The sequence below is a fragment of the Reinekea marinisedimentorum genome (genome assembly GCF_004341165.1).
GTDB lineage: Bacteria > Pseudomonadota > Gammaproteobacteria > Pseudomonadales > Natronospirillaceae > Reinekea > Reinekea marinisedimentorum.
Genome location: NZ_SLZR01000005.1, coordinates 37,537 through 58,617, shown reverse-complemented (window position 1 = coordinate 58,617; position 21,081 = coordinate 37,537). Strand labels below are relative to the sequence as shown.

Here is a 21,081-nt window from a genome sequence, read left to right as displayed (position 1 = left end):
TCAGTGATCATTGGCCTGAGTTACTTCAGGCGGATGTCATCCAGCAGCAGCTCGCGCGGTGCTTCCAGCGAGCCATAAAACAGCATCAGTCGGTACATGTGCGACAGGTCCATTTCCCGCTCGGCTGGTGCGGCTTTAATCACTGCCAGTGGAATGCTGATTCTGTTCCAACCCGGTTCGAGCGTGATCACAGTATTAAAGCGATCGTTGTATTCCTGCGTGCTGTGTTCATGCGTGACATCGTTCAGCCGCAGTATCAGCTCCTGTTGCGCCGGGTAGGGGTTGTACAGGCGCATGCTGAACAGCTTGTAATGGCTCCAGTCCTGCAGCATGGAATCAAAATAAACACCGGAATACTTTTTCGCCGGAAAGGTGATTTTGGCGACCTGATTCTGACGGTCTTCGGTATCTGCAACCCGCTCAATTTCACCCAGCCATTGGCGCAGCGTGACCGCCTGTTGAAAGTCTTCAATGACCGGTGCCTGTCGTTGCAGCAGGTAATCGCTGTGCAGTGCTTTAGCGAAGCCGCTGAGGTCAAACACCAGGAAGGCGGTCAGTGGAATGGCCAAAACCCATAAGCGTGGTGTTCGGTACAGAAGGGCCAGTGCTAAACCGAAGCCGGTCAGGTTTCTGAAGATGTCTTTTCCGCTGAGGCTGCGGCCTATGAGGCTTTGCAGTAGTTCAATACCTATGCTGGCAAGCAAGACCGAGAATATTATTTTCAGCGCGTGTTGCCGGGTGAGGTTTGCATTCAGGCTGTGCAGTGCAATGGCCAGCAAGGCGAAAAACAGGATATGGCCCAGATTCCAGGCATAGCGGAGGCTCGGCAGACTATAGGCAGCCGGCCCGCCAACAAAGAACAGGCTGGCCAGCAGTGCCAGAAGCAGGCAGAGGTAAAAGGTTTTACCTCTGAACCTGTTAGCTTTGCTTAACTCTGACACCTGATAACCGCATCGACCAGCTTCGGTACTTCATGCTCTTTCAGGCCGGCAACATTGATTCGGCCGCCTTTAACGATGTAGATGCCGAAGTCTGCCTTCAGTTTTTCCAGCATTTCATCATCAAAGCCGGTCAGGGTGAACATGCCCTTGTGCTTTGCGAAGTAATCGAACTGATTGCTCTGTGTTTTCTGCTGGAACTCTTCAACCAGTGCAGAGCGTAAGCCGGTTACGCGGGCTGTCATCTCTTTCAGCTCTTGCTTCCACAGCGTGGTCAGCGCGTCATCCTGCAGAATCAGCTTAACCACACCCGCACCATGTGCCGGCGGCATAGAGTAAGAACCACGGGCCAGCTCGCACATTAGGGCGCGGGTGTTTAATGCCTGTTGTCGGCTGCTGGTAACCACCATGGCTGCACCGGTGCGCTCTCGGTAGAGACCGAAATTCTTCGAGCAGGAGGTGGAGATCAGCAGTTCCGGTACCTGATTGGCCAACAGGTGTAAGCCTTGGGCATCTTCATCCAGGCCATCGCCCAGGCCCTGATAGGCAATGTCTACAAAGGGCAGGAAACCGTTCTTGTTGGCAAGGTCGGCAATGCTCTGCCAGGCGTCCAGAGTGATATCGGCACCGCTTGGGTTATGGCAGCAGCCATGCAGCAACAGAACATCACCTTTGCCCAGCTCCGCAATCTTGGCAAGCATGGCCGTTTCGTCGACCAGTTTGGTCTCCGGGTTCAGGTAAGGGTAAGAGCGCACTTTCAGGCCGGCCCTTTCCATGATTGGCTGGTGGTTTACATAGCTTGGGTTGCTGATCCAGACGGTAGCGTCCGGTTGGGTTGCGGCGATCAGATCGGCCACGGCGCGCAGGGCACCGCTGGCACCGGGGGTGTGCAGTGTGGCTGCACGGTCAGCGGCTTTGGTTCCGCCAAGTAAAAAATGTTGCATCAGTTCGGTGTATTCCACATCGCCTACCAGGCCCTGATAAGCCTTGGTTGGTTCGGTTTCCAGCAGAATTTTCTGAGCTTCCATTACCGCTTTCATAATCGGTGTTTCACCAAGGTTATTGCGGTAAATACCAATCCCAAGGTCCATTTTTTCTGTACGTGGGTCGTTTGCGAATTCAGTCATCAGCGCAACAATGGAATCGCCCTTTTTGGCTGGAATGGTTTCGAACATGAAGGCTCCTAATACGATGTTTCGGGGAGGCGCAAGCATACAACTAAAGTTGCGTAAATTTCGAGACTGATCAGTGAAATAGCCGGGCATCGGGTGCAAAGGTTGCCTTTACACACTACAATGCGCCGCCTTTCAGTTTGTACACCGAGGTTAACGATGACAGCGCCAGACAGAGACTCCATTCAAACGTGGATCGAAGAGTTAGGTTACGACAGTTATATCTGTCCTAACTGCGAGGGTGTGCACCTGTCGGTCTGGGAAGAAAAGAAAGCGGTTCTGGAAGCGCGCTGCTTTGTAGAATCGGACCGCTGTGCCATGCTGGTGGAGATTGGTATTCGCTCCTCTGCGGTTCTGCCGCTTCAGGGCGCTATTCACTTTATGAACTTCGACTTCAGTCTGATCAAAGTCATGCTCTCCATGACCGACTTCGACGTACCACGCCTGCTGTTAACCCACGCACTGCCTTCAGAACACCTAACCGAAGAGCTGTTTAAAGACTGGCTGCCAAAATTGCTGGCTGAGATGGATACCATCTATGCTCAGCTGGAAGATATGGATGTACTGTTTGTATCGGAAATTGAGCAGGCTGAAAACATGGATGAACAGCTGCATTGATTTTCGCAGTGCCCTAACGCTCGCCAAATTGCCAACTATACTGATTTTACAGTCATTCAAGTGAACGGTTGAATCCTGCCGCAGGCACTGATCACAGGCGATTCTCTATAGGTGGTGTTATGAAGAGCTGGGGACAAGTCATTGTTTCTCTCGTTTTGGTCTTGCTTGTTAAAACTGCGTTTGCAGAAACCTTCATTGCCCATTGCCGGCATTCGCCACCGGAAATGATCGTGGTTGACGGTGACTGCTCAGGCATCGTCCCTGAAATGCTGGTCGATATTCTTGCGGAGCTTAATCACGACGTTAAGTGGCTGGAAATTCCATTTCCCAGAAGCCTGGCTGAGGCTAAGTTGGCCAATGTTGATATTCTGATCCGGCATTCCATGACTGATCAGCGCCGCGGTTTTTTGGACGGCCATGTGTATGGCGATTTCGAGCGAGTTATCGAGTATTTCCTGGCACCCAATTTTGAATCTGATATCACCAGCCCGGAAGATTTAAAAACCGTTAATATCGGTGCGCTGCGATACTATTATTATTCCACTCAGTTTCATGCGTTAGACCCCGACAGCATCACCTGGGTGACGGAAACCCCGCAGTTGATAAAAATGCTGAGAGCCAGTCGGGTTGATGCCGTCATTACGTCAAAGCGCCACGCTGCAGATCTGTACCGCAGTGAGTTCAGGAAGGCCTCCTATAGCGAACAATTTACCAACCCACTTTATATCAGCTTTGCAAAGGCCTCGCCTAAGTCGGTATATCAGGATGAAATTGCAGAGGTGCTGCTTGAGTACCGCAAGAGCGGCAGGGTTGATCAGTACTTTATCAGCTATGGTATGGAACCGCCGGTGCAGGTTTTTGACTAATTAAGTAGTGAAAGGCAGTGGCTTTGCTGCCTGACCAACCCTCGATGATCGAGGTCCTTTCCGAGCCATCTCTTTGTAAAAATCTTTAAGTATTGAATTTAAACAACGGATGACTGTTTAGATGTCTGACAGACAAGACTCTCCAGTCAGGCTTGAGTTACACAATTGCATCGCTTTCATTTGCAGCGACCAGAACTTAACGGATTCCGGTGTCAGGTTTCCGCGCCAGGATTTCTGGATAAGATAAAAGTTTTCCTCACCCTGTATTGCTTTAAACAGCGTCATTTTGGGTGTGCTGGGATGACTGGTGTGGCAGGTTTGCAGCCAAAAATAGCTGGTGTAGCCATTCTCGACCGTTTCAATCGCGGGCTTTGTACTTACCTGAGGGCAGGCCAGTGCCCAGGACTTATTTAAGTTTTGTATGAACGCTTCCACGCTGACATCAATGCCGCCAGCGATGATTTCTGTTGAAAGAATTTCTTCCCAGCTGTTGATGTCCTGATCCTTTGGAATGACTTCTTTAATTGACATGTTGTCCTGCTGGACGAAGGTGACCTCATGCCAGTCCTGAGGAATTTGCTGGATTAATACTTCGTTTTCGATGCTGCCGGTCTGCCCGCTGGGTGCCGCTGCACAGCTCAGAACCAGGAGCGATACCAGACAAATAGTAAGATAGTTTTTCATCGAAACCTCAGCTTATGAAGGGGGATTTAAAGTGCGATTGCGCTGAATAGTAACACGCTGAGCAAACCCTGCAGTGTGACTCGGTATGTAAATCGAAAGTAAGTGATGGGTTTTATAGCAAGTTTAAATTGAATACGGCGCAGTTAAATTTTTGAGCCGCATTTGGTTTACACCTTACCCCGTCACTATGAACACTATTCACGCTGACCTGACGCTATTACTTGTATTTATAAAGCAATTCTTTTGGAATATGGCAGTAGTCATCCGGGCAGCGGGTTAATCTGTCCTGATGCTCATCCGCGCTCTTTACAAACCGGGTGAGCGGCAACACTTCGACAGCAATTTTATCGGCGTCTGCCCGGTTGCTGATAAACTCGATGGCAATTTTCAGGTGCTCAGGGTTTTTGCTGTAGATGCCGGTGCGGTACTTCTCGCCGACGTCTTCGCCCTGTTTGTTAAGGCTGTAAGGGTCGATCACCTCAAACAGGTAGGCGATCAGTTTGTCTAACGAGACGATGCTGGAATCGAACAGGGTTTTTACACACTCGGTGTAGCCATCATATTCGCCCTCTAATTTATTTGTTTTACCGTTAGCGCGCCCGGCTTCTGTCGATACAACGCCCGGTAGGTTTTTTACATACTCCTGAACGCCCCACAGGCAGCCTCCGGCAAAATAAACTTCTTCAAGCATTGGTCTTTCCACGCATCAAAATATCACTGCAATATACACGGCCATTTTAAAATGGCCATGGTCAATTTGCAGTGAGCTTACGTTCAGCGACTACGGCTGAAGTGCTTTGGAATAGCTAACTTTAATTGCGCATATAAGGGCGATTGCCGCGCAAACGAAAAAGATGCCTTGCGATGACAGCGGTATAAAAGATAAAGCCGATGTTAAAAATTGGCCAATAAAAACCGCCATGGCAAAGTAAGAAAGGTTGCGGCCGCGGTTCCTTTCTGTGCTGCGCTCAACCATCGAGTGGTTCAGCAGTGGAATGGAAAACCCAAACCCTATGCCGGTAATCACAGCGGCCAGAATAATGACCGGCACTGCTGTACTTAAACCAAACAGCGCATGCGCAATCGCGAAGCAAATGAAGGCTGTCGCCAGTGTCGTACTTTCATTAGTTTGTGTGATCATTCTGGGCATCAACATGGCAGCAATCACCGCCATAAACGAGATGAATGCCAGGAAGTAACCCACCTGAGCTTCGCTGAAGCCCACCGTACCCAGGTGTCCGGGTAAGGAGACGAACATACTGTAGAAGGTTGCCATGGACAGCATTGCATACAGCAGCACCGATTTAACCGGTCTGCCCGATGAATGGCTGATAACCTTTTGCTGTTTGTCTGCGTTTTGCTGCTGTTTGGGAATGGTTGCCAGCGCCAATAACAGGATGACTGCAGCAAAACCATAAATCAGAAAGGGCGCACGCCAGTTCCATTCAGTGAGTAAGCCGCTGACGAAAAGAAAGATAACGCCACCCAGTTCTATCGCCATGCCCTGTTTGGCGATCATGCCGAGTCGCGCCTTGCCGCTGTACCATTGACTGATGAGTGCGGTACCGCTGGCCATGGCGCCGGCCGCAAAGCCGCCGAGAATTAACCGGTCCAGCATGATCAGCCAGCTTTGCGTTAAAAAAGCACCGCCGCTGCCAAAAATAAAATAGCCGCTCAGACTGAGCATCAGTGTACGCCGGGCGCCCCACTTATCAATCAACAGGCCGAACACCGGTGCAAGCAGAACCACGCCCAGTGCCGGCAGTGTAATCAGCAGTGCGGCATATTCGCTCATCCCCATCGCCTGAGAGATAGAACTGAGGCCTGGCGCTAGTACCGCACCGACCATAATCGTGAGAGTGGCAACCAGCAGAAGCGTGAAGCCGCCCAATCTGGAAATTGAAGTATCTGATGCGGATAAGCTGTTTGGCGTGGTTTGAGTCGCAATCGGCTGTGATAGCTGCATTCGTAGCCTCATTGTGTGCTGTGTTTTCAGGAGTTGCATCCGTGGGTATGCAAAGGGAGCGAGTTTCGCGGCTTAGAATAAGACGCACGGAAGATGGCGGATATGGCTTTTAATCGATGGTTTTTATCGAAAAAATCTATCGTAGAAGGGCGTGCTGCGGGCAGGGATAATACCCGTGCTTTTTAGAGGGTCTTTTGAAGAAAATCTGATAGCAGAATTAGTAAAGCGAGCGGTATGCCCGCTTTTTTAGTGGTCAAATATTCAGTTTAGATCAGGCAACGGCTTGCAGCGCAGCATCATAGTTGGGTTCATCGGCAATTTCAGCCACCAGTTCGGTATGAACGACTTTACCGGCTTCATCAATGACCACCACAGCGCGTGCACATAAGCCCAGTAGTGGACCATCTGCAATACCAACGCCGTAATCTGCCATGAAGCTTTCGGAGCGGAAGGCTGAGGCTGTTTTAACGTTTTCCAGGCCTTCAGCGCCACAGAAGCGGGCAAATGCGAATGGCAAATCCTGAGAAACGCACAGCACGACAACGTCATCACGCTCATTCATAGAGGCATTGAACTGGCGGGTGGACGCCGCACAGGTGCCGGTGTCTACACTTGGGAAAATATTCAGAATCAGTTTCTTACCTGAAAAGTCTGCAAGTGAAACCGGCGAGAGATCCGTACCAACCAAAGAAAATGACGGTGCGGTAGAACCAACCGGTGGTAATTCACCTGCAACGCTAACAGGGTTGCCTTGCAATGTAACTGTAGCCATTTTTCTGCCTTCCTATCGTGAGTTTGTTTTGAGTACCTCAACAGTATCGAGGCATTAATGAAAGTTTCAAGTTCGGCTTCAATAATCATACGAAATATGGCTAAAGGCTGGCCTTAAATGAATGGTTTAAATGTGTATAAAAAGTCGAACACAGATTTTTACTGATGTCCCTGATTCCAACCAGATGACTCAAATAACTGCTTCTTCTCACCTAAGGTGTCTGTTAATCGCCTAATGCTCAGGCAGGTAGTTTTTCAGTATTTCTGTGTAGCGGCCATTGGTGTAGATATGATTCATGCCTTTTTTAAAGGCTTCCTTCAGCACGGTATCTGTCTTACTGAAAATAAACGAAACAGGGTAGCTGAACATCGATTGTTCTGTCGCTGCAAATTCATCTTGCCGGCCGGGAAAGTTCTCCTGAATGATGTGCCAGCCGGTAAACTCTACTGCGATCGCCAGATCAATTCTGCCGGATTCCAGCATAAGAAAGTTTTGCTCAATTTCAGTTAGGTAGTGAACCTTTAGGTCGGCATCGGTTACCAGCTCGGTGGTCACGCTGCCCCTGACATTACCGATAGAGTAGTTGTTCAGCTCTTCAAGCTGTTGGTATTGAATGCCTTGCGGGAAGCGCTGCCTCTTGTAGAAGAAAACAAAGTTGAGATTGAGGATGTCAACACGATCAATAAGGTGGCCTCTACCTGCATGTTGAAACCATTTATCCAGACCGATTGTGGCGCGGTACTGGCCTTCGTTAAGCGACCAGACGCTTCTGGCCATTGGCATCGGGGTAAAGGTGGGTGTTAAGCCGCCAGCCGTGAGCGCCTCAGCTACGATGTCTGCCACCACACCTCTGCCGGTGTTTGCTGCGTAGTCGTAGTAGCTAATGGGAGGGTAGTCGATGATCGATACGGTTAGGCTGTCATCGGCAATAGCGAGCCGTTCTATAGAAAACAGCAGGGTGATTGCCAGTAACTGGCGGGCGATTACAACTTTTGCCATTGATTGACTGGGGACTCCAGAACAGGATGAGGGAAGTATAGTCGAATAAAGCAGGGTGCGGTGATCAAGCTAAAATATCTCATGTTCACTAAAAGCTGAGCGTTCAGTTGAGCAGGCTTTCCTTTTTGAGTCGGTCTTTTCTGGATTTTCTCAGGTGTGATTTTGTGCGCTGATCTATGTTAATTTTAAAAAAACGTGAAGCGTTCACACATTCCCCTTCAGAAGCTGGTGAATTCATTGCTGCCTTGTTTAAATCAGCCTGATACAACTTGTATTTGACTAAGTTCATGTTAACTGAAGGAGGCGCCGAGGGATGCAACGTGTTCTGATTGTTGATGACTCTAAAACGGCTCAGGTTCGTCTTAAAAAGATGCTGGGTTGTTATAACCTTGCTGTAGATACCGCTTATTCTGCAGAAGAGGCGCTCTATTACCTGAAGACTGAGTCTCCGGTGATTATCTTTCTGGATCACCACATGGAAGGGATGGATGGTCTTGAAGCGCTATCCATTATTAAAGCGAACCCTAAAACGGCCGTTATCCCCGTTATTATGTATACCTCGCAGCAGGGTGATGTGTATGTTAGTCAGGCCAGGGCTTTGGGTGCGCTGGATATTCTTTCTAAGGATACAATGCAGTTTTCAAACCTTGAGCGCATGCTTGAGATGCTGAATATCTTTCCTAAAGATACCCCTGAAAAATCCCCTGCACTGGTGGACAAAAAGACCCGGAAAAGTACCGATAAGATTGACAGTCCTGAGATCAATAGTTCATCTTCAGGTTTAAATTCAAAACGACAGCCACAGGAAATACGCGATCAAATTTCTGGTCTTCTGGAGTTTCATATCTCTGGTTTGCGTCAGCAATTGCATGAGCAGTCATACTCGTTAGTGCGACGCCTTTCGGCAGAAATTGACCGCAAGTTTGAGCAAAAAAATCAGCAAGAAAACGAGCGTGAAAAGGCGTCTCAGGCAAGTGTAGAAGAATCGCTTGTGGAACCGAAAACGAGCAGTTTAAGTAGTAAGGCTCTGTGGGGCATTTTGGTTGTACTGGGCGTTGTTGTTTTTCAAAACTATCAGGCGCGGTCGTCACTTACGCGACTGTCGGCCGACTATCAGAGTTTGATTCAGATTGTTCAGCAAGAGCAATCGTTAATTCAAACCCTGACCAGCAAAGTTTCCGTGCCTGATGTTCAGTCAGAGCAGGTTGACCGGGGCGCTTTAATTGATGCTCTGGGCTGGGCAGTCGATGCTGATTTACAGTTTGGTTTTGACGATGAACCGCTGGCTGAGGATCAGGTAACACAAATCAGCAGTCTGGTTTATCGGCTGGCAAACGCCGGTTTTTGGGGCGAGGTTCAACTGATTGTTCATCAGGGTAATTTTTGTTTAACGGAGGATAGCAGCGGAAATTGGTCGCTCGCCGACGATGATGTTTTAATTCAAAGCTGCACCTTCCTGGAAGATATTGAAGATGTGTTTGATAGCGCCGATTATCTCAGTGTTGCTTATGCGAATTTTGAACAGAGTGCATCACCCATCACCAGTGGCCAGATAGAACTTTTTGTCAGCATGGAAGGGTTGTCATCGCCGCGGCAAGAATACCCGTCAATAAGCTCGGATATGACCGCGAAAGAGTGGAATCGGGTTGCATTGGTAAACAACCGCGTCTCTGTTGCGCTGCGCGAGTTTTAATTCAGTTGGCGCTTGCGTTATCGTCCTTTTAAAAAAGCCCCCGCAATCGCGGGGGTAAAAACTTCATGCTAAATGTTATTCAAGGCTTTCGTGCGATACCAAGCGGAAGCTGTCAAAAATTGCAACGTCGCCACCGGAGGGTTCGCCCTGGTAGGTGAGGCTGACATCGTCGATACGTACCTCGGTATTTGTGACGTCTGTTAGAGTGCCATCAGCCAGGAGCGTATGAGCGTTGTAACGCACGAAGACGGTCAGCTCTGTATTGCTGCCATTGTTAAAGCTGAGCTCTGTTTTCAGGAAGCTATCGTCACCTTCTTCGGCGTCTGAGTTTTTTAATGTCTGAATGTCGATTTCCTCGCTATACAGAACCTGATCAGAATCGCCGGCATAAGCTCCCCAAGTGAGCGAAAGTGCGCTGTCGTTCTTCTCCAGTACATAGATGGCGAGCGTAAAGTCGGTATTGGCGGGTAAATCGCTGATCAGCTGTTTGACCTCTGGCTCACCAACTTCGCTTGTGCTGGAATATTTAAACCGAAGGCTGCCGTCGTCGCCCGAGGCACTGTTGCTGGAAGCATTCACCGTTCCGATGGTGGCGTCTTGGCTGTCGCTTTCGATTATTACCCAGTCCTCACTGGTGCCGGCGTCGCTGTAAAAGTCACTGAAGTCGCCATCGACAAGCGCGGCGGTGGTTTCGACGCTGGTGCTCATCATGCCGTAAACCGTGGCGCTGGTGGCGCTTGCCGAGTTAAAGCTGACACTGACTAAATCGTAGTCCGATTCATTGATGCTGGTTTCATAGCTGACACCCTCCAGCTCTGCGCCCAGTGTGGCGATGCCGGTGGCGAATGCGGTTAAGGTGTAGTTGGTATCGGCGGCCAGTGTAACCTGCTGGCTGACTTTGCTGCCGGCGGTTTCAATATAGGCGCTGCTGCCGCGCGAAAACACGTGCTCGCTGTCGGTGGAGATCGATGCGCCGCTGTCCAGTGTCCAGCTTTCGCTGCCATCGTCGAAATCGTGATTACTGATAGAAACCTGTTGAACGTGCGCATCCGTTGCGGCCGGCGTGTAATTTATCGGGCCGACATCGTAACGGTTAAGCAGGCCCAGTGTCGTGGTGGATTCGATCAGCTCATCTGCACCGGCCAGCGTTGTGGTGGTGCCTCTTACCTGGCCATCCATGTCGGTTGTGATGCTGTCAAAATCATCGTTCTGGTAAGCGTCTACCTGCAGGTCGGCGCTGGTGGCCTCGGTCGGGCGGTCGATGCCTAAACTGTCGGTTTCCAGCTCTGCATCAAGCCAGCTAATTCCTTGCACCAAAATAACACTGTCACTGTCGGCATAGGATTGACCGTAAAAAATATTGCCTTCTATGGTTGAGTTAACCGGCATGCCGTCATCAGATTGCGTAATCACAGCGCCAATAGCATCCTGAATCAGGTTATTCACCAGGTAGACACTTTCAGGGTTACTGCTCTTGTTGCCGCCGTCTACATTCAGGCTGTTAACGCTGTCGATAATGGTGTTATTCGCCACCATCACATTTTCCAGTTGTTGGTAGCCGTTGGTGGTGGAGCCATCAGAACCCATTAAAACGATGCCGCCATGGTGTGTGGTATCGAGGTAGCGTGCACCTTCAATGTAGTTGTTGTAGACGCTGTGACCATCGTCCACGATGCGCAAACCGCCTGCATAGGGGTGGTCGTCGCCGATGATGACGTTGCCGGCGATTGTGGCCGAAGATCCGTGACGGGTCGTAAGCGAGCCATAGCTGTCGCGAATGGTGTTGTAGCGAATGGTGTTGTTGCCGGATTTATTGGAAATGACCTCAGCTTCACCCTGAATTTTTTCAAAGAAGTTGTATTCAACAACGGAATTTGAATTGGAAGTATGCGCATCGCTGGTGCCAATGCGCACGGCCTCGTATTCATTATCGCTGCTATCGGCGTAGGCCTTACCGTCAGCCGGTGGCCGGTCGCCAAAATAGTTATGGTCAATGGTGATGTAGTTTCCGTAGGCCTCATCGGCAGTAGTCACGTAATCGCCCAGCTCTCTGTTTACAACAAGCAGTGCCCCAGCATTGCTTTTGCCGGAAAAATAACTGTGATCAACCCGGTTGTTGTTGCCATAAATGTGAATCCACTTGGTGCTGTCATCGGCGTCTTCATCGAAGTTGATAACGGCTATTTCGCTGATGCGGCAATGGTAGCAATACTCGCTGGGGTTGCTGCCCAGACGGGTTTGCAGTAAGTCGCTGTCGCTGTTGCCGTCTTTAAAGATAAAACCCTGCAGATATACATATTCACCACCCATGCGAACCCCTACCTCACCGCCAATAACGACATTGCCGGGGTTTTCCGCAGCCACGACGATCGGGTCACTGGCGGTGCCGGTGCCGCCAAAGCTGAGCGCCAGGTTCGTGTAATTTCCGTCGGCCAGGCATAGCGTTGTTCCGGCGCTCATGGTTTCACTGACGGCAGATTCCAACGCAGATATTGAGCTTACGATGGTGTCGCAGCTGTAGTCCGGTACGTCATCGTTGTCGCCCAGACTGCCACGGCTAAAGTTGCCATCGCCGCTGTCTTCGGTAATCGCGTCGGTTGAGTCATTGATGTCTGAATCTGTGTTTTCAGTATCCGTACTGTCAGTTTGCTCACCAGAGCCCGATTCTGTGTTGAGCTGTGTATCTGTGCTTTCCGATTCATCGCCACAGGCCGAAAGCCCTAACAGGCTGATCGCCAGAATGGCGGCGACTAAGGGTCTTTCAATGTACTTGTGTTTTTCTAATGCAAGAAGGGACATTTGGTTTTTATCCTTATTATTCATGGGCGTCTGAAAGTAAATTTACAGGCGCTGCAGAATATAGGATTTATCCAGTCTAAAGTGTGCGGGAGTTATAAAATTATAAGTTGCCGTGGTTAGTAAAAGCTGACCTGCTATTCCATTTCTATCTGGCAATTGTCCGGTTTTTCAGTCGCTTCTAAGCTCCAGTTCTGTTCGTCGCCTAGCGTAGCTTTCACCCAGCCGGTGAGCTTGGTTTGAACGGGCAAAGTAATCGTCTGATTGTTGCAGTCGGTAAAGGTGCCTGCACTGCCATCGACGACCAGCAGCACTAATGGTTCTGTAGTTTCAGCTGCAGCGCTCAACGCCTTTGCCGTGTTTACTGCGGGTGGCGCCACTTCATCGGCTGCCACCAGGGCGGGTTCTGTGGTTATGGTCAGCTCATTCTCGGCCATTTCGGTATCGGCCTGCATCGTTGCAGAAAAGCTTCGCTCAGCCGCTGGCTGGGCTTCTTTCGCTGCCGGTGCGGTGACCAGTTGTTCGCTGACTTTAGGTTTGGCCTCCTGAACCGTGGCCAGCAGTTCAGTCATCGACATGGGTTCAACGGCGGGTTCGTTATTCACCTGTAGGCCATGTGGCAGCACGATGATAAATATAATGATGCCGACGATGGCCTCAGCAAGAAAGCGGTAGCGCCGGTTGGTTTTTTCATCCCCGGTTTTTATCTGTGCCAGCACCTTTTTTTCAATGCTGGTTGGCGCGTCTGTGCTGGCTTTGCGGTTCTCATAAAGTTTGGAGAGCGAGACAGTTTTTGGTGGGTTGTGTTTACTCATGCTGTCGGCTCCAGTTGTTGCTTAAGGTTCTTTCTGGCGAATCGTAACCGGCTTTTTATGGTTTCTGGTTTTTCACCGATGATTGCTGCGATTTCTTCCAGTGAGAAGCCTTCCAGTTGCAGGGTGATGGCTTCGCGCTGGGCGAAGGGCAGGGCTTCCAGAGCCTGGTTAAATCTTTGTTGCAGGTTTTCCTGCTCGGTAAAGTGCAGTTCATCGTTATAGGCGGGCAGATCGTCATTGGCTGTTTCTTCAATGGGCTGCCACTGCCAGCGTGCAGATTGGCGCAATACATCAAAAAGCTGGTTTCTACCGACGGTAAACAGCCAGGTACGAAAGGCCGCTTGCTGTTTGTTGTAGCGCTCAGGGTTCTCCAGCAGCTTCAGCCAGGTTTGCTGGGCGATGTCTTCTGCTGTTTGCGCATCGGAAAGCGAAAGCAGAAAGTGAAACAGCGCCTTATTGTGGCGCTGCATCAGTATTTCTATGAAGCTGGCGTTTGTTTCGGCAATAAAGCTGAGCAGCAGTTGTTCGTCTGACAGCTGCTCCGCGCTTGCCTTGGATTGCTTCTTTCGCCACCAGTTTTGCGCGCTTGAAAGTAGGGTCATTTCCGTACTGAATAAAGAGTTATAGCTGGCTAGTGTAGCAGTTTACCGCGCTTAACCTGTACTACTAGGGCTGCTGGGCAATGGTCTGGTAGTTGTGTACCAGCTGCTGTAGTTCGCGGCGGTAACCCCATTCGTCCCGGCTGAGTGATGGGCTGATTAAATTGGCCAGCTCGCCGCTGCTGTAGCTCTGCAGGTATAAACTGCCGCGCAGCTGTTCACCAAACCAGGCCACTGCAGCTGCCAACTGCATGCTGGAGGAGGGTTCGTCATTGCTGCGGTCGTTCACTGGCGCAGACATCAGTTCACTCTGGCTTTCTTCCGGTTTTTTGTAACGCACCTGAACAAAGGCCAGTTCGTTGCCGGTGCTATCGCTGTGCTGCGTGCTTGCCTTGTAGCGCAGTGGCTGGTTGAAACGGAAGCTGCTGTCGGTGGTGACAATCTCGTAGAGTGCGGTGACCGAATGGCCCGCACCCATTTCACCGGCATCAATTTTGTCGTTATTGAAATCTTCCCGGTTCAGGGTTCGGTTGTCGTAACCAATTAACCGGTACTCAGCAACCTGTGCCGGATTGAATTCGACCTGAATCTTGACGTCTTTCGCGACGGTCTGCAGTGTCGATGTCAGCTGATGCGCGAAGATTTTCCGAGCTTCCTGAAAGCTGTCGATGTAGTAGGCGGTGCCGTTGCCATGGTTGGAAAGCTCTTCCATCAGGTGGTCGTTGTAATTGCCCTGCCCGAAGCCAATAACACTGAGAAACACACCGCGCTCGCGTTTCTTTTCAATCAGCTTTTGCAGATCATCAATGCTGGTGGTGCCAACGTTAAAGTCTCCGTCCGTCGCCAGAATGATTCGGTTAATGCCGCCCTCAACAAAGTTCTCCTGCGCTAGGTCATACGCCAGATGAATGCCGGCGCTGCCATGCGTACTGCCGCCAGCGCGCAGTTCATTGATGGCGCGGTTGATGGCGGTCTTTTTATCGCCACGGGTCGGCTCCAGCACAACTCCGGAACTGCCTGCGTAAACGGCAATGGCGACATGGTCTTGCGGGCGCAGCTGGTTGACCAGGGTGTTAAAGCTGCGCTGTAATAGTGGCAGCTTATCGGGTGAGTTCATCGAGCCGGATACATCCAGCAGAAACACCAGATTCATCGGTGGCAGATCGTCAATGCGGGTTCGGTACGCCTGCAGCGATACCCGCAGCAGCTGAGTGTTCTTATTCCACGGTGTTGCCATCTGTTCGGTTTCGATCCGAATCGGTTCGGCAGCGCTGCCCGGGGCTTTCAGTTCATAGTCGAAATAATTAATGAACTCTTCAACGCGAATCGCTTCGGCGGGGGGCAGTTGCCCCTGTGTTAGAAACCGCCGTGCATTGGTGTAGCTGGCCGTATCAACATCTATGGAAAAGGTGCTGACGGGCTCATCGAGAGTGATCTTGACCGGTGAAATCTGCTGTTCGGCGTAGTTTTCGCGGTTTTCCGGCGGCAGGGTGGCCTCCTGTACAAAGGCCATCTTGCTGGCCGGCAATGCCTGGCTGACGGGCATCGGCTGTGATAAAAGCACGCGCTCAGATGCTATATCTGCGGCGATTTCATTGAGCTGTTCCGTTTCGGTAATAACCGGTTGTTTTACGGTTGTCGGTTCCGGCTGACCTGCCGAAGCTTTTGCTGTCTGTTTGCTTTCGTATGTACCGCAGCTCACCAGCATTGCCAGTGCCGTGGTGAATATCATGGCCTGAGTGTTCATCGTTATTCTCCGTTGTTGTCTCTACAGGCCTTTAACGTTTCGGAAGATAAAAGGGGGTAAAAACTTTTTAATTTATGGGTTTCCGATATCCTTACCGCCTTCGTTGTTCACATCCGCTCCGTTTTAGTCAGGAAATTAAATGACCTTTTTGCAAAAAGTACCGCCAGGCATTCGTTATGTGTTGATGTCGGCTTTGGGCTTTTCGGTGATGTCCAGTCTGGTGAAGTTAGCCAGCACGCACGGCATTCCGGTTTTTGAAATTGTTGCGGCGCGCTCGCTGGTGTCTCTGGTGCTCAGCTTTTTGGATGTGAAGCGCAAAGGCATTTCCATTTGGGGTAACAATAAAAAGCTGCTGATTGCCCGGGGTATGGTGGGTACCGTTGCGCTGATGTGCGTTTATTACGCGATCACCACGCTGCCGCTGGCCGAGGCAACCATTTTACAGTACACCCACCCGGTGTTTACTGCATTGCTGGCGTTCTTGTTTCTGGGCGAAACGATTCGTCGTACCACCCTGATCTGCATTCTGTGCTGTATTGCGGGGCTGTTGTTGATTGTTGGCCCCGAGGCTTTGCTGCGTGGCACGTCGCACCTGCCAATTTTCAGTGTCTTTATTGCCCTGGTCGGTGCTTCCGGCAGTGCGATTGCCTATGTGATCGTGCGGCACATCAGCAACAGTGAAGACAGCTCAGTGATTATTTTCTATTTCCCGTTTATGGCGTTCCCGCTTTCACTGGTGCTGCTGGGTAATGACTTTGTGATGCCCAGCCTCTACGAGTTGTTCTTGCTGGTGGCGATAGGGGTGTGTACGCAAACCGGTCAGATTGGCCTGACCAAGGCCATGAAAACGCTGAACGCCGGCGTTGCCTCGGCCTATTCCTATATTCAGGTGGTGTTTTCCGTTGCGCTGGGCTGGCTGATGTTCAGCGAGGTGCCGGTACTGACAACCTGGTTGGGCGGAGCGCTGATTATTTCCGGTGCGTTGATCAATGTCTATGGCGGTATAAGGGCACGGCGGGCGTTGTAAGCTTCCGGCTTGGTTTAATGAGCTGCCAGTCAGTGATTAATGAGCGTTATTTTCATCGTGATGCCCGTATTAAATCAATCTTGAGTGAATCTGAACTTCTGTTCACCGCGTTTATTTAGTTCAATCAACGTTCATCTTGAGCCGGCGAGACAGGGACGCGCTACTGAAATGAAATCTGATTTCCACGATTCACTCTACGAAAAACTGGTTAACGATGAAGACGCCCGTGCCTGTAAGGCCATACCGGAGTCTGCCTGTCAGGAAGTGCCGGGCAATTTCATGCGCATTATCTACGCCCAGTTTTTAACCAAGCTCGGTGATGCTCTGATCAACCCAAAGGTGACCCTGCCATGGATTATGCAGAGTATCGGCGCACCGTTATTTTTGATCGGCTGGCTGGTACCAATCCGTGAAGCCGGGTCGCTGGTGCCACAGCTAAGCATTGCGCATTTCATTCGGCGCTTTCCGGTTCGCAAGTGGGTATGGGTAACCGGCAGTGTGTTGCAGGCGCTGTGTATCTTCGCGATGGCATTGATTACGCTGAATATGAGCGGTTCCAAAGCCGGTTGGGCGGTGATTGCTGTGCTGACGCTGTTCAGCCTGTCGCGCGGGCTGAATTCGGTGGCATCTAAGGATGTGTTGGGCAAAACCGTGCCGAAGAATCAGCGTGGCCGTGCCAATGGCTGGTCCACCAGTGCCGCCGGGCTGGTCACTGTCACCATTGCGGCGCTTTTGGCGGTTTCCGGTGCATGGGGCTGGCAGGCGAATGAGATGTTTTATGCCGTCAGCTTGTTTTCAGCCGCGGTGGTTTGGCTGTTATCGGCGTTCGTTTACAGTCGCATTCAGGAATACGCGGGCGAAGTCGGCGGTGGTCGCAACGGCCTGTTTGAAGCCCTGCAGCAGTTATCGTTGCTTAGAACAGACGCTGTTTTTCGCCGCTTTGTGTTAACCCGTACACTTTTCCTTTCAACGGCGTTGAGTGCGCCCTATTACCTGATACTGGCCCAGCAGAATACCGAAAGCTCGCTGTGGGTTCTGGCTCTGTTCATGTTCGCCAGCGGCCTGGCTTCTTTTGTTTCCGGCCCGGTATGGGGCAAATTATCGGATCGTTCCAGCAGAAGCGTGATGATCATCGGTGCCACGCTCAGTGCCGGGATTGGTGTGGTGCTGTTTATTGCGGATCTGTACTTTGCCCAATCACCGCTGTATTCACCGTTGCTGGGCGTACTTTATTTTCTGGTATGCATCGCACACGACGGTATTCGCGTTGGCCGGAAAACCTATCTGGTGGATATCGCAGAGGGCGACAGGCGCACCAGCTATGTGGCGGTCAGTAATACCGTCATCGGGCTGATGCTGTTGGCCATGAGTGTATTCGGCTTGCTGACGCAGGTTATTTCGATGTCGGCACTGGTACTGCTGTTTGCCTTCATTGCGCTGGCTGGGGTCTGGCTGGCGCGCCACCTGCCTGAAACCGAATGAGCCGTGGGCAGAAGGCTGAACGCCCTGTGCAGCCGGGCGTTATAACCTGCTCACTTTAAATTGGTAGGTCGATTGTACAAAGCCATTGTTATAGGCGCGGGTAGATATGTGATCCAGCCGAACGTCTTTGGCCAATGGTCCACCGAACAGTGAAATGCCTTCGCCAATCAGGATAGGGATGGTGGTGATGGTGATGTCGTCCAGCAGCCCGGCCTTGATAAAGGTTTGGATGGCACGCGAACCATCCACGTAAACGTGGGTTTCCCTGTCGGACTCCAGCAGAATCATCAGTTCTGAAACCTTGCCGCCAAACAGCTGAACCATATCCTTCAGGCCCTCGGGCACGCTTTTCAGTGTGGTGGAAAGCACCACCACGCGCTGATCGGGAAACGGCCATTCCGGGAACTGCAGAATACGGGCAAAGGTTTTACGGCCCATCACGACGGTGGTGACGGACTGGATAAACGCTTCGTATCCGTAATCTTCGGTGGCGTCGGAATCGGCATTCTCCAGCCAGTCGATTGAGTTATCGGCACGGGCGATGAAGCCATCCAGACTGGTGGCAATAAAGGCGGATGTGCGCATAGGCAGAACCTCTGAATCAGGTTGTTATAACCTGAGTGTAGCGGAGGTTCAGGGCTGACGTGGCTCAAACTCTGTTTTGCAGTTCGTACTGGCGCATCGGCATGGCATCGATGGTGTTAAACAGCGTGTGCAGATTTAAACTCGGTAAAACCGCCTTCAGGCCGCCGTCCTTACCAAGCAGTAAAACGCCGCGTTCCAGGTTTAAGAAGCGCGCCAGTGTGTTGCTGCGGAAGTCATCAGCCAACAAGCCGGGGTAGTTGGTTTGTGTTGAGTGGTCATCAAAGATAAACCAGATGATATCTCGGTCAATAATGTCGGGAGAATGATGCTGCAAGGTTTGGCCAGCGTCTTCATCCAACTGGTTTGCCAGCATCAGAATAATGCGGTTTTGCCAGCGCAGTTCGCTGATGTCGGAAAGCGGGGCTTCCTCTGCAATGGCGCAGAAGGGCAACAGAATTGCGAACAGCAGCACGACCCGTTTCATAACCACCTCCGTTTCTTTGCTGGGGTTATAAAGGTAGTACGGGGCGGGGAAATAAAAAGTTCAGTTACAAAATGACAAGCTCAGCTCTGGCCCCTGAAGCCCTGAAAAGCAAGGCGTTTGCTATAAGCCTGCCTGCTTTTCAGGGCGATTGACTGACAGACCAGGATGATCAGTCAGTCAGCCAGGTTAACCATCGCTCAGGGGCATAGATCACCCTCAAGGGCTGGGATTTCCAGATCACCGGAATAGCTGCCCTGTATACCGAAGGTTCGCTCCTGGCCGGCATAAATGGTCGCGTTCCAGCTTGCAGGCGAGGCCGTGTACGGGCCGGTACCGGATATATCCGCATTCCAGTAATTGGTGATGACGGTATCACCGCTGTAGCTCCAGCTCACTTCCCAGTCATCAATGTTTTCCGAACCGTTGTTAATAATGCTGACCTCGGCGGTGAAGCCTGTGCCCCATGAGTTGGTGACCACATATTCACATTCAGAAGAGCTCGCCAGAGTATCGGTTACAGAAACGCTGACGACTTCAGTGCCGCTGAGTGCGCCATCGTTAACCGTTAAGGTAACATCGTAGCTGCCGGCAGTGCTGTAGGTGTGCGTAGACGTTTCTCCGATGGCGTAGCTGCCGTCGCCGAAATCCCATGAGTAGGAAAGTGCATCGCCTTCGGCATCGGAAGAGCCAGAACCATCAACGCTGATCGTCAGGCCAGATTTACTGTAGATAAGGTCGGCGACCGGGGCGGAGTTGCCGGTATTGTTGATGGTGATATAAACCGTCGCCGTCGCGGAAGTTTGGTTGTCGTTGTCTGTCACACTGTAAGTGAAACTGTCGATGCCGTAGAACCCGCTCTGAGGTGTATACACATAAGTGTTGCCACTGCCCGCGAGTGTGCCCTGAGTTGGCTCGGTTTCAATGGAATAGAGCGTAATGGTGCCGTCACTGTCGGTGCCGAGCAGAGTGATTTCTGCGGAGCTGTCCTGATCGAGTGTGACTTCAACAGACTCAGCCGTTGGTGGAACCAGGTTATCTTCGCCAAAGCCTAAATCGATGCAGCCGTGGAAGCGTTCATAGGTCCACTCGTTGCGGCCCCATTCGCCATAGACAACGTGGTGACCGTTACGCGCCGGCAAGGTACAGGTGGTGGTGAAGGTCACAGCCGATTTATCCGCAACAATGTTTGGGTTGGCTGTTGGATTTTCATCATCGTAGTATTCGGCACAGAAGGGCTCTTCCTCAAAATCATCCCAGGTAAGTGGCTGGCTTGAATCAAAGACAAAGTCGTCTTTGGTTATCCAGTAGTGAAACTCTTCGGTATCGGAAAAGTGTGAGCCCCATTGGATATCCCAGACGATTTCCAGCTCACCGGCGGTGGCGCTGGTTGTTGGCCAATCGGTGGCGACATCCCATGGTGTGGCACCACCGTTCCAGGTTTCGCTGTCGAAGCCGCAGACGTTTTCAGGAAGAATGGTTGCGTCTTCCCGGCCTTCCGCGTGTGTGAGTACGCTCATAAACTGGTAGCCACCGTTGGCATCATTTTCAAAGGCATCGATGCAGGCTTCTGATGTTGCCGAATCCGGTTTTTCGTTGAGGCCGCAAACCGCGTTTCGCGACGCAGGCTCAACCATGAGTCCGTGGCCAAAGGACAGGCTGACTGGAATAAAGTACAGGCCTAATAATCTCAGTAGTTTCATGTGAATCTCTCTCTTTCCATAAACCTCGGTTGCTGAGCCGGGTTTGCTTTTATGGGGCGCCACTACTCGTTACTTCAATTGGCAATTGCTTACCGCATACTGATGGGTAAGTTGTTGTATTCCAGCATGGATTAGTAG

Annotated in this window: 19 protein-coding genes; 5 read left to right on the top strand and 14 right to left on the bottom strand. The window is 51.1% G+C overall.

Translation table 11 applies throughout. The annotated features are described in order from the left end of the window. Positions 1–20: 20 nt before the first annotated feature. Both BCF53_RS07445 and BCF53_RS07440 read right to left on the bottom strand, forming a co-directional pair. Positions 21–941: a VanZ family protein gene (locus tag BCF53_RS07445; RefSeq protein ID WP_132701026.1), complete on the bottom strand. Its 921-nt coding sequence runs from the start codon at positions 939–941 to the stop codon at positions 21–23. Continuing rightward, entirely contained in the window at positions 929–2,113 is a 1,185-nt protein-coding gene (locus tag BCF53_RS07440) for an amino acid aminotransferase (RefSeq protein WP_132701025.1), read from the bottom strand. Before BCF53_RS07440 ends, BCF53_RS07445 begins: the two co-directional genes overlap by 13 nt. 156 nt (positions 2,114–2,269) lie before the next feature. Here BCF53_RS07440 and BCF53_RS07435 point away from each other — a divergent pair, with 156 nt between their 5' ends. Both BCF53_RS07435 and BCF53_RS07430 read left to right on the top strand, forming a co-directional pair. After that, the gene (locus BCF53_RS07435) at positions 2,270–2,728 is read left to right on the top strand and encodes a YbjN domain-containing protein (RefSeq protein ID WP_132701023.1); all 459 of its coding nucleotides are present in this window, start codon (positions 2,270–2,272) and stop codon (positions 2,726–2,728) included. Positions 2,729–2,847: 119 nt separating this feature from the next. After that, a complete protein-coding gene (locus tag BCF53_RS07430) occupies positions 2,848–3,594 on the top strand; it encodes a substrate-binding periplasmic protein (RefSeq protein WP_132701022.1) in 747 nt (248 codons plus the stop codon). 117 nt (positions 3,595–3,711) lie between these two features. Here the strand turns inward: BCF53_RS07430 and BCF53_RS07425 are convergent, their stop codons facing one another. The 5 genes from BCF53_RS07425 to BCF53_RS07405 all read right to left on the bottom strand — a co-directional run bounded on the left by BCF53_RS07425 (position 3,712) and on the right by BCF53_RS07405 (position 8,015). Continuing rightward, positions 3,712–4,278, bottom strand: coding sequence for a hypothetical protein (locus tag BCF53_RS07425; protein WP_132701021.1), 567 nt, complete (start codon positions 4,276–4,278; stop codon positions 3,712–3,714). A 217-nt stretch (positions 4,279–4,495) separates the two neighbouring features. Then, positions 4,496–4,969, bottom strand: coding sequence for a peptide-methionine (S)-S-oxide reductase (locus BCF53_RS07420; protein ID WP_132701020.1), 474 nt, complete (start codon positions 4,967–4,969; stop codon positions 4,496–4,498). Between the two features lie 90 nt (positions 4,970–5,059). Then, a complete protein-coding gene (locus BCF53_RS07415; RefSeq protein ID WP_132701018.1) occupies positions 5,060–6,283 on the bottom strand; it encodes an MFS transporter in 1,224 nt (407 codons plus the stop codon). Positions 6,284–6,515: 232 nt separating this feature from the next. After that, the gene (tpx, locus tag BCF53_RS07410) at positions 6,516–7,016 is read right to left on the bottom strand and encodes a thiol peroxidase (protein ID WP_132701017.1); all 501 of its coding nucleotides are present in this window, start codon (positions 7,014–7,016) and stop codon (positions 6,516–6,518) included. A 231-nt stretch (positions 7,017–7,247) separates the two neighbouring features. Further along, entirely contained in the window at positions 7,248–8,015 is a 768-nt protein-coding gene (locus BCF53_RS07405) for a substrate-binding periplasmic protein (RefSeq protein WP_132701015.1), read from the bottom strand. 313 nt (positions 8,016–8,328) lie between these two features. On the opposite strand from BCF53_RS07405, the gene BCF53_RS07400 reads away from it, so the two are divergent. Then, on the top strand, positions 8,329–9,708 hold the full coding sequence (locus BCF53_RS07400) for a response regulator (protein ID WP_132701013.1): 1,380 nt from the start codon (positions 8,329–8,331) through the stop codon (positions 9,706–9,708). Positions 9,709–9,783: 75 nt separating this feature from the next. Here the strand turns inward: BCF53_RS07400 and BCF53_RS07395 are convergent, their stop codons facing one another. The 4 genes from BCF53_RS07395 to BCF53_RS07380 all read right to left on the bottom strand — a co-directional run bounded on the left by BCF53_RS07395 (position 9,784) and on the right by BCF53_RS07380 (position 15,665). Beyond that, positions 9,784–12,507 carry a polysaccharide lyase 6 family protein gene (locus BCF53_RS07395; RefSeq protein WP_165901838.1) on the bottom strand — a complete coding sequence of 908 codons (2,724 nt, stop codon included), beginning with the start codon at positions 12,505–12,507 and terminating at the stop codon, positions 9,784–9,786. Positions 12,508–12,641: 134 nt separating this feature from the next. Then, entirely contained in the window at positions 12,642–13,319 is a 678-nt protein-coding gene (locus tag BCF53_RS07390) for a hypothetical protein (RefSeq protein ID WP_132701011.1), read from the bottom strand. After that, positions 13,316–13,921 carry a sigma-70 family RNA polymerase sigma factor gene (locus BCF53_RS07385; RefSeq protein ID WP_132701009.1) on the bottom strand — a complete coding sequence of 202 codons (606 nt, stop codon included), beginning with the start codon at positions 13,919–13,921 and terminating at the stop codon, positions 13,316–13,318. The genes BCF53_RS07390 and BCF53_RS07385 overlap by 4 nt, the downstream gene beginning before the upstream one ends. 64 nt (positions 13,922–13,985) lie before the next feature. Further along, on the bottom strand, positions 13,986–15,665 hold the full coding sequence (locus tag BCF53_RS07380) for a vWA domain-containing protein (RefSeq protein WP_132701008.1): 1,680 nt from the start codon (positions 15,663–15,665) through the stop codon (positions 13,986–13,988). A 139-nt stretch (positions 15,666–15,804) separates the two neighbouring features. Here BCF53_RS07380 and BCF53_RS07375 point away from each other — a divergent pair, with 139 nt between their 5' ends. Next, positions 15,805–16,692, top strand: a complete 888-nt coding sequence (locus BCF53_RS07375; RefSeq protein WP_132701007.1) for a DMT family transporter — start codon at positions 15,805–15,807, stop codon at positions 16,690–16,692. A gap of 168 nt (positions 16,693–16,860) precedes the next feature. Continuing rightward, positions 16,861–18,174 (top strand): MFS transporter, encoded by a 1,314-nt coding sequence (locus BCF53_RS07370; protein WP_132701005.1) that lies wholly within the window; start codon positions 16,861–16,863, stop codon positions 18,172–18,174. Positions 18,175–18,213: 39 nt separating this feature from the next. Here the strand turns inward: BCF53_RS07370 and BCF53_RS07365 are convergent, their stop codons facing one another. The 3 genes from BCF53_RS07365 to BCF53_RS07355 all read right to left on the bottom strand — a co-directional run bounded on the left by BCF53_RS07365 (position 18,214) and on the right by BCF53_RS07355 (position 20,943). After that, on the bottom strand, positions 18,214–18,759 hold the full coding sequence (locus tag BCF53_RS07365) for a dihydrofolate reductase family protein (RefSeq protein WP_132701004.1): 546 nt from the start codon (positions 18,757–18,759) through the stop codon (positions 18,214–18,216). Positions 18,760–18,823: 64 nt separating this feature from the next. Next, entirely contained in the window at positions 18,824–19,243 is a 420-nt protein-coding gene (locus BCF53_RS07360) for a DUF4174 domain-containing protein (RefSeq protein ID WP_132701002.1), read from the bottom strand. A gap of 197 nt (positions 19,244–19,440) precedes the next feature. Then, positions 19,441–20,943: a lytic polysaccharide monooxygenase gene (locus tag BCF53_RS07355; RefSeq protein WP_132701001.1), complete on the bottom strand. Its 1,503-nt coding sequence runs from the start codon at positions 20,941–20,943 to the stop codon at positions 19,441–19,443. Positions 20,944–21,081: the final 138 nt, after the last annotated feature.